General features: G+C 71.3%; 14 protein-coding genes. 7 read left to right on the plus strand and 7 right to left on the minus strand.

Going from position 1 to position 14,073, the window contains the following annotated elements; genetic code table 11:
- Positions 1-412 precede the first annotated feature (412 nt).
- The 4 genes from ACI3KY_RS18700 to ligD are packed head-to-tail and all read left to right on the plus strand — an operon-like array spanning position 413 to position 2,956.
- Entirely contained in the window at positions 413-796 is a 384-nt protein-coding gene (locus tag ACI3KY_RS18700; protein WP_404931640.1) for an ArsR/SmtB family transcription factor, read from the plus strand.
- Entirely contained in the window at positions 793-1,269 is a 477-nt protein-coding gene (locus ACI3KY_RS18705) for an SRPBCC family protein (RefSeq protein WP_404931641.1), read from the plus strand. Before ACI3KY_RS18700 ends, ACI3KY_RS18705 begins: the two co-directional genes overlap by 4 nt.
- Positions 1,270-1,272: 3 nt before the next feature.
- Entirely contained in the window at positions 1,273-1,869 is a 597-nt protein-coding gene (locus ACI3KY_RS18710; RefSeq protein ID WP_404931642.1) for a dihydrofolate reductase family protein, read from the plus strand.
- A gap of 43 nt (positions 1,870-1,912) precedes the next feature.
- A complete protein-coding gene (gene ligD, locus ACI3KY_RS18715; RefSeq protein WP_404931643.1) occupies positions 1,913-2,956 on the plus strand; it encodes a non-homologous end-joining DNA ligase in 1,044 nt (347 codons plus the stop codon).
- A gap of 24 nt (positions 2,957-2,980) precedes the next feature.
- Here ligD and ACI3KY_RS18720 read toward each other — a convergent pair whose 3' ends face one another.
- The 7 genes from ACI3KY_RS18720 to ACI3KY_RS18750 form a co-directional block, all read right to left on the minus strand.
- Positions 2,981-4,114 carry a serine hydrolase domain-containing protein gene (locus ACI3KY_RS18720; RefSeq protein WP_404931644.1) on the minus strand — a complete coding sequence of 378 codons (1,134 nt, stop codon included), beginning with the start codon at positions 4,112-4,114 and terminating at the stop codon, positions 2,981-2,983.
- A 112-nt stretch (positions 4,115-4,226) separates the two neighbouring features.
- Positions 4,227-4,979, minus strand: coding sequence for an SDR family NAD(P)-dependent oxidoreductase (locus ACI3KY_RS18725; RefSeq protein WP_404931645.1), 753 nt, complete (start codon positions 4,977-4,979; stop codon positions 4,227-4,229).
- A gap of 7 nt (positions 4,980-4,986) precedes the next feature.
- On the minus strand, positions 4,987-6,033 hold the full coding sequence (locus ACI3KY_RS18730) for an ATP-dependent DNA ligase (protein WP_404931646.1): 1,047 nt from the start codon (positions 6,031-6,033) through the stop codon (positions 4,987-4,989).
- Positions 6,034-6,091: 58 nt separating this feature from the next.
- A complete protein-coding gene (locus ACI3KY_RS18735) occupies positions 6,092-9,034 on the minus strand; it encodes an ATP-binding protein (RefSeq protein WP_404931647.1) in 2,943 nt (980 codons plus the stop codon).
- 37 nt (positions 9,035-9,071) lie between these two features.
- Positions 9,072-9,302 (minus strand): hypothetical protein, encoded by a 231-nt coding sequence (locus ACI3KY_RS18740; protein WP_404931648.1) that lies wholly within the window; start codon positions 9,300-9,302, stop codon positions 9,072-9,074.
- 204 nt (positions 9,303-9,506) lie between these two features.
- The gene (locus tag ACI3KY_RS18745) at positions 9,507-10,661 is read right to left on the minus strand and encodes an AI-2E family transporter (protein WP_404931649.1); all 1,155 of its coding nucleotides are present in this window, start codon (positions 10,659-10,661) and stop codon (positions 9,507-9,509) included.
- Positions 10,662-10,724: 63 nt separating this feature from the next.
- Entirely contained in the window at positions 10,725-11,960 is a 1,236-nt protein-coding gene (locus ACI3KY_RS18750) for an acyl-CoA dehydrogenase family protein (protein WP_404931650.1), read from the minus strand.
- Positions 11,961-12,143: 183 nt separating this feature from the next.
- Between ACI3KY_RS18750 and ACI3KY_RS18755 the strand changes: the two genes are divergently transcribed.
- From ACI3KY_RS18755 to ACI3KY_RS18765, 3 genes are all read left to right on the plus strand, one after another.
- Positions 12,144-12,896 carry an SDR family oxidoreductase gene (locus ACI3KY_RS18755; RefSeq protein WP_404931652.1) on the plus strand — a complete coding sequence of 251 codons (753 nt, stop codon included), beginning with the start codon at positions 12,144-12,146 and terminating at the stop codon, positions 12,894-12,896.
- 36 nt (positions 12,897-12,932) lie between these two features.
- Positions 12,933-13,523: a TetR/AcrR family transcriptional regulator gene (locus ACI3KY_RS18760; RefSeq protein WP_404931653.1), complete on the plus strand. Its 591-nt coding sequence runs from the start codon at positions 12,933-12,935 to the stop codon at positions 13,521-13,523.
- A partial coding sequence (locus tag ACI3KY_RS18765; protein ID WP_404931654.1) for an alcohol dehydrogenase catalytic domain-containing protein occupies positions 13,510-14,073 on the plus strand: 564 nt, incomplete at its 3' end. The genes ACI3KY_RS18760 and ACI3KY_RS18765, both read left to right, overlap by 14 nt.

The following is a 14,073-nucleotide window of genomic DNA, read 5'->3' on the forward strand; positions in this document are numbered from 1 at the left end:
TGGGGCGTTTCGTCTCGCTCGTTCCTCGCTCGCTCAACGACCGGGTGCGGGTCGCGCGGCGGCATGGGGCGTTTCGTCTCGCTCGTTCCTCGCTCGCTCAACGACCGGGTGCGGGTCGCGCGGCGGCATGGGGCGTTTCGTCTCGCTCGTTCCTCGCTCGCTCAACGACCGGGTGCGGGTCGCGCGGCGGCGCGGGGCGTTTCGTCTCGCTCGTTCCTCGCTCGCTCAGCGACCGCGTGGGTACCGGACGTCCAGCGCGTGGGTGGATCCCGGTCGTTGAGCGAGGGAGCGCCAGCGACCGAGACGAAACGCACCGGGCCGGCGAACGACCTCGGCTCGCGCTGGGGGTTGACGTTCGCGCCCATGCGCGTATCCTATTCAACATATCCGTTGATAAAGGGACTCGTTGAGCATGAACGATCAGGAGCTGGACCGCGCGTTCGTCGCACTGGGGGATCCGGTGCGGCGCGCGATCATCGCGCGCCTGAGCCGCGGCCCGGCGACGGTGGGCGAGCTCGCCGAGCCGTTCGCGATCACCATGCAGGCCGTCTCGCGACACATCAAGGTGCTCGAAGACGCCGGCCTCGTCACGCGGTCCCGGGACGCACAGCGCCGGCCCGTGCACCTCGACGCTGCGGCCCTGGAGCAGCTCACCGCCTGGATCGACCGCTATCGACTGGACGCCGAGCGCGCCTACCGGCGGCTCGACGCGGTGCTGGCGGCCGCGGGCACCGTCCCCGCCTCGCCGTCTTCACGAACCCCTCGCGCGACCGAAACGAAGGAGAGGGAATCATGAGCAACCCCCTCATCATCGAAGCCGTTCCCGGTACGTCGTACGCCGACATCACGCGCGAGTTCGACGCGCCGGTCGAGGCGCTGTTCCGCGCCCACGCCGATCCCGAACTGTTCCCGCAGTGGATCGGCCCCGGTGAGGAGCGCACCGAGATCACGCACTGGGACTTCCGCACCGGCGGCGGCTATCGCTTCGTCCAGCGCGATGCCAACGGCGAGTACGCATTCCGCGGCGTGTTCCACACCGTGCGCGAGAACGAGCTGATCATCCAGACGTTCGAGTTCGAGGGCTGGCCGGACGAGGTCAGCATCGACGCGATCCGCTTCGAGCCGCTCGAAGGCGGTCGCTCGCGGATCGTCGACCGCAGTGTCTTCTCGAGCGTCGAGGTGCTGGAGAACATGCAGTCCGAGGGCATGGAGCGGGGCATGCGCGAGGGCTACGACAAGCTCGAGAAGATGCTCTCCGAGGAGCGCTGAACCATGGGCAAGGTCGTGGCATCGGCATCCATGTCGCTCGACGGCTTCGTCGCGCACGAGAACAGCGATCCGGGGCGGCTGTTCGACTGGTACGAGGTCGGCGACGTCGAGGTGGTCACGGCGAGTGAGCCCGCGTCGTTCCACCTCACCCCGACGAGCGCCGACTACTGGCGGGACTGGATCGGCCAGATCGGCTGCCTGGTCGTCGGACGGCTGCTGTTCGACATCACCGAAGGCTGGAAGGGCGAGCATCCGCTCGGTGTGCCGTTCGTCGTGCTGACACACGAGCCGCCCACGGACTGGGCCCACGCCCACACGGGCAAAGCCCACTTCGTGACCGAGGGCATCGAGGAGGCGATCGCTCGCGCGCAGGAGATCGCCGGCGAACGGACCGTGGCCCTCGCAGCCGGCACGATCGCCGGTCAGGCACTGGGCGCCGGCCTCGTCGACGAGGTCGCCGTCGACCTCGTGCCGGTCGTGCTCGGCAGCGGCCACCGCTACTTCGCCGACGTCGACCCGGCAGCGGTGCGGCTGGGGGACCCGACGACGATCATTCCCAGCACGCGGGTGACGCACATGGTGTTCCCTGTCGAGAGGTAGGGATCGGGTGGCCCCTGTCGGGGCTGCCCGCTAGCGTCGGACCATGGCGTCCGAACGCATCACCCTCACCGTTCCCGGTCCGGACGGCGACCGCGAGGTCGGCATCTCGAACCCCCACCGCGTGATCTGGCCCGAGCAGGGAATCACGAAGCTGGAACTGGCCGAGTACCTCATCGCGGTCCAGACGCCCTTCCTGGCTGCCAACGGCGATCGACCGGTGTCGCTCGAGCGCTTCCCCGAGGGCGTCGACGGCGAGAAGTTCTACTCCAAGAACCCGCCGAAGGGAGCGCCGGCCTTCGTCGAGGCGCAGACGGTGACGTACAACAGCGGGCGGCGGCATCCGCAGATCATCCTCACCGAGATCGCCGCCGCGGTCTGGGCGGTGCAGATGAACACCATCGTGTTCCACCCGTGGGCGTCGCTGACGGCGAACACCGACAACCCGGTCGAGCTGCGCATCGACCTCGATCCACAGCCGGGCACCGATTTCGCGGATGCCGCAGCCGTCGCCCCCGCGCTGCGCGACGTGCTCGCGGAGGCAGGGCTCACGGCGTTCCTCAAGACGAGCGGCAACCGCGGCATCCACGTGTTCTGCCCGATCGAGCCGGAGTGGGAGTTCCTCGAGGTGCGCCACGCCGTCATCGCCGCCGGACGAGAGCTGGAGCGGCGGCTGCCCGACAAGGTCACGATGAACTGGTGGAAGGAGGAGCGCGGCGAGCGCATCTTCATCGACTTCAACCAGGCCAACCGCGACCGCACGATGGCCGGCGCCTACAGCCCGCGCGCGCTGGCCGCCGCCACCGTGTCGACGCCGCTCACATGGGAGGAACTCGAGGCGGGCGTGGACCCGACCGCGTTCACAGTGCGCACCGTTCCGCAGCGCCTCGCCGAGGTCGGCGATCCCTGGGCGGACCTGCTCGCCAAGCCGGGACGCATCGACACGCTCCTCGAGTGGTGGCAGCGCGATCTCGACGACGGCCTGGGCGAGCTGCCCTTCCCGCCCGACTTCCCGAAGATGCCCGGCGAGCCGCCGCGCGTGCAGCCCAGCCGCATCAACCCCGAGAACTGGCCGAAGAGCGATGCGTGACCGAGGCGCGACAGCCGATGCCGCTCACCCCGACAGGTCGGGCAGGTCGCGGATCAGCGCGATCGCAATGCCGGCCGCGGTCGCCGGCGTGAGGCCCTTCGTGCCGCGCGGGTCGTCGGCCGCAGTTTCTGAGACGACCACCGCCACCGCGCCGCGCGATCGGTCGACCACGAGCGCGGTGCCTCCGTCGCCCTGCGCGTAGAAGACGCCACGCGGCGCGTCGACCCACCACTGGTATCCGTAGCTCGTCGTGCCGATGTCTCGCGTGGCGACGAGGGGCGAGGTGGCCTCGACCGCCCACGTCGGCGAGATCACCTGCGTGCCGTTCCAGTCGCCCTCGTCGAGGTACAGCTGGCCGATCCGCAGGAGGTCCGAGGGGCGCAGGCGCAGGTGCGAGTAGCCGAGGTTCACGCCCTGCGGGTCGGCCGGCCAGGCCACCTCGGCGTCGTCGTAGGCGGGGCGCAGCGTGGCGAGATCCGCTTCGGCGCTCAGGCGCTGTTCCCACAGCGGATCGGAATCGATGCCCAGGGGATCGAAGAGCGCCTCCTTCGCGAACGAGAGCACCGACTTCCCGGTCGCCTGGGTGATCACGGCGGCGAGGATGTGGGCGCCGGCATCGGACGGGAGCAGACGGCCCCCGACGGGGTCGCGGGCCGTCCGCCCCGCGAGGATCGACGCGACCCAGTCCGGGTCGACGGCGGTGGGCGCCACGCGCAGGGGGAAGCCCGCGGTGTGCGTGAGCACCGACTTCAGCGGAATGGCGGCCGTCTCGGGCGTGAGGATGCCGGCGTATGCGGGCAGCAGCTCGCCGAGCGTGGCCTCGATGCCGCGGATGAGGCCGCGATCGATCGCGATGCCGACGAGGGTGGCGGTCACGATGCGGGTGACGCCCCGCACGTCCCACGTATCGCCGGGACCGGAGTCGACGTAGCGCTCGTACAGCGGCTCGCCGTGCTGCTGCACGATGATGGCGCGAACCGTCTCCTCCCCGTAGACGACATCGAAGACCGACGCCAGATCTTGGTCCATCACCTCGGTCGGCGACGGCGAGGGAGCCGTCGCGCACCCGCTCGCGATCAAGAGAAGCCCCAGCGCGGCGGCCGCGAGCGCACGCCGCACGCCGGCGAGGCGCGACGCTGTGCGGTGGTGGCCGGCCATGAAAGCCTCCGTGGCTCTGGCCGCACCGTACACCCGCGCCGACCCGTCGGACAGGGGGTCGGCTCGCCAGCCCGGATGGAGCGCTCGCGGTGCCGCGCTCGGGTCCCAGGGCTCAGACCACCGTGCTCTCGGGGTCGAGGCCGAGGGCGGCCCGACCCCCGTCGACGGGGAGGATCGCACCGGTGATGAACTCGGACTCGGGCGACAGCAGGAAGGCGACCGCCTGGGCGACGTCGATCGGTCGGCCGACGCGGCCGAGCGGGTGCAGCTCGGCCATCCGCCCGTCGGCATCCGGATGCGCGCGGCGGTACTGCTCGTAGCGCTCGGTCGCGATCGAGCCCAGCGCGACGGCATTGACGCGGATGCCGTGCGGACCGTGGTCGACCGCGGCGGCGCGCGTGAGCCCTTCGATGGCCGCCTTCGCGGTGGCGTAGGGCAATGCGCCTCGCACCGGACGCTGCGCCTGGTGCGACGAGACGTTCACGATCGAACCGGGCCGATCGTGGATGAGGAAGTGCCGCACCGCGGTGTGGCACCCGACGACAGCGAGGTCGAGGTTGAGCGCCACCGCGGCGCCGATCTCCTCGGCCGTGGCAGTGGTGAGGGCGGCATCGCCGAAGACGGCGGCGTTGTTGACCCACCCGCCCAGCTCGCCGTGCGTCTCGGCGAGCTCCGCGGCGGCCGCGGCCGCAGCGGCATCACCTGCGTCGGCGGGGAGGTGATGCACGCGTGGGTTCGTCTCTCCGGCAGGCGCCGGGTCGAGGTTGACCACGTGTCCGATCGTGGCGAGGTGCTCGGCGATGACGGCGCCGACGCCGCCGCTCGCGCCGGTCACGACGAAGGAGCGGAAGCGATCACCGGCCATCGTCGGCTCAGACCAGGACGTCGGCCAGGTCGTATGCCGCCACGACCTCGAGCTGCTCGTAGGTGCACGACGTCGGATCGCGGTCGGGACGCCAGCGCTCGAACTGCACGGTATGGCGGAACCGCCAGCCCTCGAGCTGGTCGTACCGCACCTCGAGCACCCGTTCGGGTCGCAGCTTCACGAACGACGAGTCGGCGCGGCCGGCCTGGAAGCGGGACTTCTCGCCCTCGCCCTTCAACGCCTCGCCGTCGGCGTCTCGCTGCACGAGCGGTGCCAGCTCATCGATGAGCTCGAGGCGGCGCGCGTTGCTCCATGCGGCGACACCGCCGACAGGGTAGAGCGTGCCGTCTTCGCCGTACAGCCCGACCAGCAGGGAGCCGACGCCCTCGCCGGACTTGTGGATGCGGTACCCCAGCGCCACGACGTCGGCGGTGCGTGCGTGCTTGATCTTGAACATCGTGCGCTTGCCAGGAGCGTAGGGCTGATCGAGTGGTTTCGCGACGACGCCGTCGAGACCCGCCCCCTCGAACTCGGCGAGCCAGCGGCGCGCGAGGTCGGGATCGTCGGTCGTGCGCGTCACGTGCACGGGGTCGGGCACGTCGCGAAGCAGGTTCACGAGCGTCTCGCGACGGGTGGCGAACGGCTCGCCCTGCAGATCGCGGTCGCCGACGGCCAGGAGGTCGAAGGCGATGAACATCGCCGGGGTCTGTTCGGCGAGCATGTTGACGCGGGATGCCGCGGGGTGGATGCGCTGCGACAGCGACTCCCAGTCGAGCCGCCGACGGCCGTCACGATCGACCGGCACGACGATCTCACCGTCCAGCAGACAGGGTTCCGGCAACACGCGCGCGAAGGCCTCGACGAGCTCCGGGAAGTAGCGCGTCAGCGGCTTCGCGCCGCGCGAGCCGATCTCGACGTTCTCGCCGTCCCACGAGATCAGGGCGCGGAAGCCGTCCCACTTGGGTTCGTAGCTCAGTCCGCCCGGCACCTTCGCCGCGTCGGGGACATCGGGCACGGACTTCGCGAGCATCGGCGCGGGGATCTCGTACGGCATGCGTCTCATCCTGCCGCGGTCCGCCGACACCCGACAGTCCTGGCGGTCGGCGGTGCGGTCAGGCCGGCGAGGCGGCCGAGGCGCTCGCGCTGTACAGCGCCGCCGCCTCGGCGCGGTTGGCCGCGCCGATCTTCGCGAGGATCGCCGACACGTGCACCGACGCGGTCTTCGGACTGATGAACAGCCGCTGGCCGATCTGCGGGTTGGTGAGGCCTTCGGCGACGAGCTCGAGCACTTGAAGCTCCCGCGGGGTCAGCGATGCGATGGCCCCGGCGCTCGTCTCCGCGGCGGTGGTTCCTGTCGGAGCGAGGCGAGCCTGCGCCGCGAGCTCGGCAGCCCAGCGCGCGGCCCGCGCCACGCCCAGCGCCGGTGCCTCGGCCGTGACGGCGGCCAGCAGGTCTGCGGCGGCGTCGCGCTCGCCGGCGTCGATCTGCGCCCAGGCCAGACGGCAGCGCGCCGTCTGCAGGTGCCACGTCGGCATGCCCCCGAGGCTCAGCTCGTCCACGATCGCGCGCCACGCCGTCAGCCGTTCGTCGGCAGGGGCGCCGTCGCCGTCCGCGAGCACGGCACGGACGAATCTCGACACACGCCCCGCGAGCTCGGTGTCGGGCCAGCCGGCGAGGGCTCGTTCGATGCGCGCGCGCACCTCGGCGTCGCCGGGGTGGCCGGGGGAGTGCGTGAGCAGGGCCGCCGTCAGTACGGCATAGCGGCGCGCCGTGCGGCCGCTCTCCGGCTGCTCCGCGGCAGTGAGGACTGCGGCGGCGGCATGCGTTCCCTCCTGAGCGTGAAGGGTCAAGGCGGCGTCGGCCCGCTCGACCGCCCACCAGGCGGCCTTCTCGGAATGCCGGCGCTGCGCCTCGTCGACGCGGCCGCGCTCGGCTGTGAGCAGGTCGTCGCGCTCGCGCGGGCGGTCGTCCCACGTCAGGTGCGAGGAGAGCAGTCGGAGCGTGGAGGCCGCATCGGTCTGGCTCATCAGCCGGCGTGCGCGGCGCGCATACTGGAGCGCGGCCTCGGGCTCTCCGGTGGCGAACAGGGCGAACGCCACCGATTGGGCGATCGCCGCTCCCGAGCCCCGTTCGATGCCGGCCCGGACGACGTCTTCGTAGTGCTGCGTGCCGGTGACGACCGCCTCGTGGAGGCGACCGGCCGACACCAGCATGTGCGTGAGCGCGTTGCCCACGTAGGCGCGCATCGACGGGTCCAGCCGCAGAGCGACGGCGCGCGCGAGGGGCGCCAGCGCGGCCGACTCCTGCTCTTCGTCGCCGGCGAGCCGCCACGCTTCGACGGTCAGCGCGACCGCCAGGGCGGCGTCGTCTCCGGCTTCCTCGGCGAGGGCGATGGCGCGAGCGGCGTGCTCCGCGGCATCCGTGCCGTGCTCGTCGATCGCCATGTTGGTGAGCACGCGCGACAGCAGCACCCGCGCGCGAGGATCGTCGACCCCCTCGAGCAGGGCGACGGCCTCGTCGAGGTCGGCCGGACGGGTGGTGTGCGTGTGCTCGAGGTTGAAGGTCTGGACGTGTCGCTGCCGTATCAGCGCCGCGCGGATGAGCGGATCGTCGGGGCAGACGGCGAGGCCCTCGTTGGCTGACCGCAGGGCGCGCTCGGCATCGCCGAGGTCGTGCCAGGCCTGCGCGGCATCGAGGTGCAGCGCCGGCAGGGTCGTTCCGGCGCGGGCCTCCGCGTCGGGAACCTGCTCCCAGAGTTCGGCGAGGCGTTCGGCCAGCTTCGCGGAGGTGGCGGGCGAGAACCGCGTGCGGGACTGGCGCAGCGCGGCGACCGTCGCGTCGAACGCGGCCGGAAGGTCTCGGGCGGCGAGCCAGTGCTCGGCGACGGCGGAGGCGTCGTCGGGCGAGTCGCTGCGGTGGGCGCCCAGATGCTCGGCGTAGCGGCGATGCACCCGCACCCGCTCGCTCGGCAGCATCTCGGCCTCGACAGCCTCGCGCGTGAGCGCATGGCGGAACGCGTAGCCGGCGCCATCGGCGGCGATGACGCGCGTGTCGATCGCCTCCCGCACCGCGTCGTCGAGCGTCCGCTCGTCGAGCATCGCCACGGCCGCGAGCACGTCGTCGTCGACGTGCACGCCGCCGGCGGCCATCGTGCGCACGACCTGCTGGGCGTCGGCGCCGAGCCGCGTGTAGCGGGCGAGGACGAGCTCGCGCAGCGTGTCGGGCAGAGCGCGGTCACCGAGGTCCACGAGCTCTTCCACGAGGAACGGGATGCCGCCGCTGCGCTTCGCCAGTGCCTCGACCACGCGGGGGTCCAGGCCGCCCGCCAGCTGGTCGACCTGCTCGGCGACCTCGTCGAGAGTGAGCGGCAGCACCTCCACGCGGACGACGGACCGCGTGCGATCGAGCTCGGCCAGCACGGGCCGCAGCGGGTGGAAGCGGTCGATGTCATCGGAGCGGTAGGTCGCGACGATGGTCAGCCGCCGGCCTCGGAGCGTGCTGGCCAGGGTCTTCAGCAGGGCCATGGTGGCGGCATCCGCCCACTGCAGGTCTTCGAGCACGACCACGACGTGGCGGCGCCGAGACAGGCCTTCGAGCAGCACCTCGATCGCCTCGGCGAACTCGCCGCCGGCCTCTTCGGGCTCGGCAGATGCGTCGGCGATGCCGGGGACCAGCGCTGCGAGGCTCGCGATCGCGGCGGCCGAGCCGGCGGCCTCGCGCAGCGCGTCGGTGCCGACGGCATCGTGCAGGTCGCGCAGCACGCGCCGGATCGGGCCGAACGGCGCACCGATCGGCCCGAGGTCCACGCATTGCCCGAAAGCGACGACGGGGCCGGGAGCCTCGTCCGTCGCGGCGGCCGGATGCCCCGACCCGAAGTCGTCGGTCGTGACGAGCGCGAGGAACTCCTGCACGAGCCGGGTCTTGCCGACCCCCGCCTCGCCGCGCACCACGACGGTGCGGGGGCGTCCGGCGGCGCCCTCGTCGAACGCCTCGAGCAGGGCGGCGAGCTCGTTGTGCCGGCCGACCATGCGCGGGCTCGAAGAGAGTGCGGGCATGTTCATATCGTGGCACTGCCCACCGACGAGCGGAGCGTCATCGTGTGGCGACGGACGTGGCGCCCCGGCTCGCCGCCACGGCACCCACTCGGGGCGCCCGAGGGGCTCGGTGCGTCGCGGCACGCAGCCACCCGGCGAGCGGGCGACGTTGCGGGCGCACCGGCGAGGCGCCTCGCTCGGCCTGAGCGAGGATCAGCTCGTTCTGGCGAGCGAGGTCGCCGGCGCGGTGCTGGTCGAGAAGGTAGCCGGCATAGGTCATGTCGTTCATGAGTGTTCTCCTGTCTGCGGCGGAGCCCCGATGCGGCCTCCGGGCTTGCTGACAGGTACGACATTCCTCGCTAAGGGGGGTGCCCCCCATCGGGCAGATGCCCTGTCTTGGCGTAGGGGAGCGTCTTAGACGCGCGGCTCGCGCCCTAAGCCGCGCCTCCGCGGGCTCGTCGCCGCGCCGGTGCGGCGGTGGCGACGCCGCTCCTCAGCCCGCGACGGGATGCTTCGGCCGGGCCCAGCGCGCCGGCAGGTCGGTGCCGTCCCAGACCTGGATGATGCCCCACGCCGCGGCGGTGATGGGCACCGCGAGCACGGCGCCGACGATGCCGCCGAGGACCGTGCCTACGGTCAGGGCGACCAGGATAACGAACGCGTGCAGCTTCATCGACCGGCCCATGAGCACGGGCTGCAGGAAGTTGCCCTCGAGCTGGTTGACGAGCACGACCACCCCGACGACCAGGAGGGCGTTGATCGGCCCGTTCGCAACGAGTGCGACGAGCGCCGCCACGATGCCGGCCACCGTCGCGCCCACGATCGGGATGAAGGCGAGCAGGAAGACGAGCACCGAGAGCGGGATCGCCAGCGGAACCTGAAGGATGAGCAGACCGATCAGGATGCCGATGGCATCGACGGCGGCGACAGTCGCCGTGCCGCGCACGTACGAGCCCAGCACCGTCGTGGTCTTGTCGCCGATGCGGCGCGCGCGCAGGTAGTTCGCCCCGCGGAACGGCCGCAGCAGGAACTCCCACATCTGGGGACCGTCCTTGAGGAAGAAGAACAGGATCGTCACCATGAGCACGAGCCCGGTCACGAAGTTCGCGACCGCCCCGACGCCGGCGAGCGCGCCGGAGCCGAACTGCGCGCTCGTGACGAAGTCGGTGAGCGTCTTCACCCACTCGTCCAGCTGATCAGGCTGAACGAAGTCGAAGGGCAGCGTCTGCATCCAGGCGAGTAGACGCTGGAAGCCGTCTTCGGCCTGCGCGTACAGGTCGTCCCACTGGTCGCGCACCGCCCACACGATGAGCCAGCCCAGGAGGCCCAGGATCACCACGATGGCGAGCAGCGTGATCAGCGTCGCGAGGATCGATGGGATGCCGCGCCGCCGCATCCAGCTCATCACCGGGTTGAACGCGCACGCCAGGATGAGCGCGATGACGAGCGGGATCGTCACGAGGGTGAGCTGCTGGATCGCGAAGACGATGCCCGCGACGAGCGCCACGACCACGATGATCTGGATCGCACGGATGCCGAGCTTGCCGAACCCGTCGGCCCACAGGCTCCAGGGCGCGCGGGTCGCCGTCGGCTGGACCTCGTGCGTTTCGAGGACGACGCGCTGAGGGTCGTTGCGGAACAGTCCCATGCCGCGAGGCTAGGCGTCGCGGCGGATCCCGCTCTGCGGGTTGCGCCGGAGTCCCGATCCGGGCTATGCGAACGCGCTCATGCCCGTGATGTCGCGGCCGATGAGCAGTGCCTGCACGCTCTCGGTGCCCTCGTAGGTGTGGATCGCCTCGATGTCGGCCATGTGCTGCATGACGCCGTTCTCGAGGAGGATGCCGTTGCCGCCGAGCATGTCGCGCGCCGTCGACGCGATCCGGCGGGCCGCGCGCGTGTTGTGGTACTTCGCCAGCGAGGCCTGCGTCGGGCGCAGTTCGCCGCGCTCCTCGAGATCGGCCATCCAGCGGCAGTACAGCTGCATCGCGGTGAGCTCTTCGAGCATGTTCGCGAGGCGCTCCTGCACCATCTGGAACTTCGCGAGCGGCTTGCCGAACTGGATGCGCTGCTGCGAGTAGGCGAGCGCCGCCTCATAGCAGGCGGTGGCGTGGCCGAGCGCCGACCACGCGACACCCGACCGTGTCGAGTAGAGCACGGTCGAGGCATCCTTGAAGCTCCGCGTACCGGGGAGGACTGCATCGGACGGCACGCGCACGCCGTCGAGCACGATGTGCGCCTGATGGATGCCGCGCAGCGACGCCTTGCCCTGGATCACGGTGCCGACATACCCCGGTGCGTCCTGCTCGACGAGGAAGCAGCGCACGGCGCCGTGGTATTCGTCGTCCGCCTCGACGCGCGCCCACACGAACGTGATGCCGCCCGAGGCTCCGTTGCCGATCCACTTCTTGGCGCCGTCGATGATCCACTCGCCGGTCGCGGGGTCGCGCCGTGCGACGGTCTCGAGCGAGACCGAGTCCGATCCGTGGTCGGGTTCGGTGAGGGCGAAGGATGCCGGAACCTCGCCGCGCGCGACGGGCACGAGCCAGCGCGCCTGCTGCTCGTCGCTGCCGAACAGGGCGAGCGTGCGAAGGGCGAGGCCGCCCTGGACGGCGAGCACGGTGCCGAGCGAGCCGTCACCGCGCGAGATCTCCATGTTGACGAGCCCCGCCGCGAGCGGCGAGAGGTGCGTCAGCGCCGGATGCGCGATGCCGTCGTTGAAGAGGTCGAGCTGACCCATGCGCATCGCCAGGTCGAGCGGGTACTCCGCGGTGTCCCACGCCTCGAGCATGCGCGTGCCGACCTCGTCGATGTAGGCCTCGGCGCGTTCCCACGCCTCGCGGTCGGCGGCGGGGATGTCGGCGAACACGGCGTAGTAGTCCGTGCCGCGGCGCGCGGTCACGTCGTACCCTTCGACGCTCTGACCGGGGCGGGGCTGGAAGTCGGTCACGATCGGGCTCCTGACGCGGGTGACGGCGGCTGCGGCATCCGGTTCGCGTGGAACTGAATCCCACGAACCATAGTACTCAGTGTCACGCCGTTCCCGCCTGCCGCGAAACGCACCCTCCGTGTCTGCTAACGTGGGAAACCGACCAGCCGGTATGTTGCGGTTGGGATGTCGCAAGGAGGCGCCATGACCAACGACCACGCCCGTCGCTTCGACAGCACGGTGTCGCTCGTCACCGGTTCGAGCCGCGGGATCGGGTTCGCGATCGCGCAGCGCATCGTCGACGAGGGCGGCTCGGTCGTCCTCACCGGTCGCAAGCAGGATTCGCTCGACGCCGCCGTCGCCGAACTCGGCGACGCTGCGTCCGCCGTCGCCGGGCGCGCCGACGACGCCGACCATCGGGCGGCTGTCTTCGCGCACATCGCCGAGCGGCATGGCCGGCTCGACCATCTCGTCAACAACACCGGCATCAACCCGGTGTACGGACCGATCGTGGACATCGAGACCGAGGCTGCCCGCAAGATCCTCGAGGTCAACGTGGTCGCGACGCTCGACTGGACGCGCGCCGCGCTCGCCGCGGGACTCTCCCGCTCGGTGGTCAACATCGCTTCGGTCGCCGGTCTCGGCGCGAGCCCCGGCATCGCGTTCTACGGCATCTCGAAGGCCGCGCTCATCAACCTCACCGCCCAGCTCGCGTACGAGCTCGCGCCGGGCATCCGCGTCAACGCCGTCGCGCCGGCCGTCATCAAGACCGCCTTCGCCCGGGCGCTCTACGAGGGGCACGAGGCCGAGGCATCCGCCGCATACCCGCTGGCGCGTCTCGGCGAGCCGGCAGACGTCGCCGGGCCGGTCGCGTTCCTGCTCTCGGACGATGCGGCCTGGATCACCGGCCAGACCCTCGCGATCGACGGCGGCGCCGGCATCCGTCCGCTCGTCTGACAGGAAGCGCGACAGGTTCGGGTGAAGGATGAAGGAATGAAGGATTCCCACGTCGCCGACGACGTCACCCGCGCCGCCGTCGAGCTGTTCGCCCGTCAGGGGTACGCCAACACCAGCGTGCAGCAGATCGTCGAGGCCGCCGGCGTCACCAAGGGCGCGATGTACCACTACTTCGAGTCGAAGGACGACCTGCTCTTCGGCATCTACGAGCGTCTGCTGACGCTGCAGAAGGCGCACCTCGACGAGATCATCGGCCGCGGCGGCACCGTCGACGAGGTGCTGCGCGCGGTGTGCATCGACGTGCTCGAGACCTCCATCGACTCGATGGAGGAGGGGGCGGTGTTCTTCCGCAGTCTCAACATGCTGTCGGCGCCCCGCCGTCAGGAGGTGACCCGTCGCCGCCGCGCCTATCACGATGAGTTCGCCGAGCTCATCTCCCGCGGCCAGGCCGACGGGCTCTACCGCACCGACATCCCGCTCGCGATGCTCGTCGCCCACTTCTTCAGCGACGTGCACTACCTGTCGCACTGGTACTCGCCCGAAGGGCCCGAAGACAAGACGCTCGTCGCCGAGCAGCTGACCGACCTGTTCCTGACCAGTCTGAGGAGAGCGGATGCCGCAACCTGAGGTGACCCCGAGGTCCGACGCCGCGCGCGCTCTGCCCGACGCGATGCGCGCCTGGCGCGTGACGCAGCTGGGCGAGCCCGCCCAGGCGCTCTCGCTCGACACCGTCCCACTGCCGGCTCCGGCTGCGGGTGAGGTGCTCGTGAAGGTCGCGGCCGTCGCGGCCAACTTCCCCGACGTGCTGCTGTGCCGCGGCGAGTATCAGGTGAAGCCCGCGCTGCCGTTCAGCCCCGGCATCGAGTTCGTCGGCACGGTCGCCGCGCTCGGCGACGGGGTCGAAGGGCTCGCGGTCGGCGAGCGCGTGGTCGGGTCGAAGATCGGTGTGCTCTCGGAGTATGCGGTGCTGCCGGCATCCGATGTCTGGAGCGCCCCCGCTTCGCTCTCGGATGCCGAGGCGGCGGGACTGACTGTCGCGTACCAGACGGCCTGGTTCGGGCTCCACCGGCGTGCGGCGCTGCAGTCGGGCGAGTGGCTGCTCGTGCACGCGGCGGCCGGCGGTGTCGGGCTCGCCGCCGTGCAGCTCGGCGTGGCCGCCGGCGCACGTGTCATCGGC

It is taken from the genome of Microbacterium sp. ZW T2_14, from assembly GCF_044987405.1.
Taxonomy (GTDB): domain Bacteria; phylum Actinomycetota; class Actinomycetes; order Actinomycetales; family Microbacteriaceae; genus Microbacterium.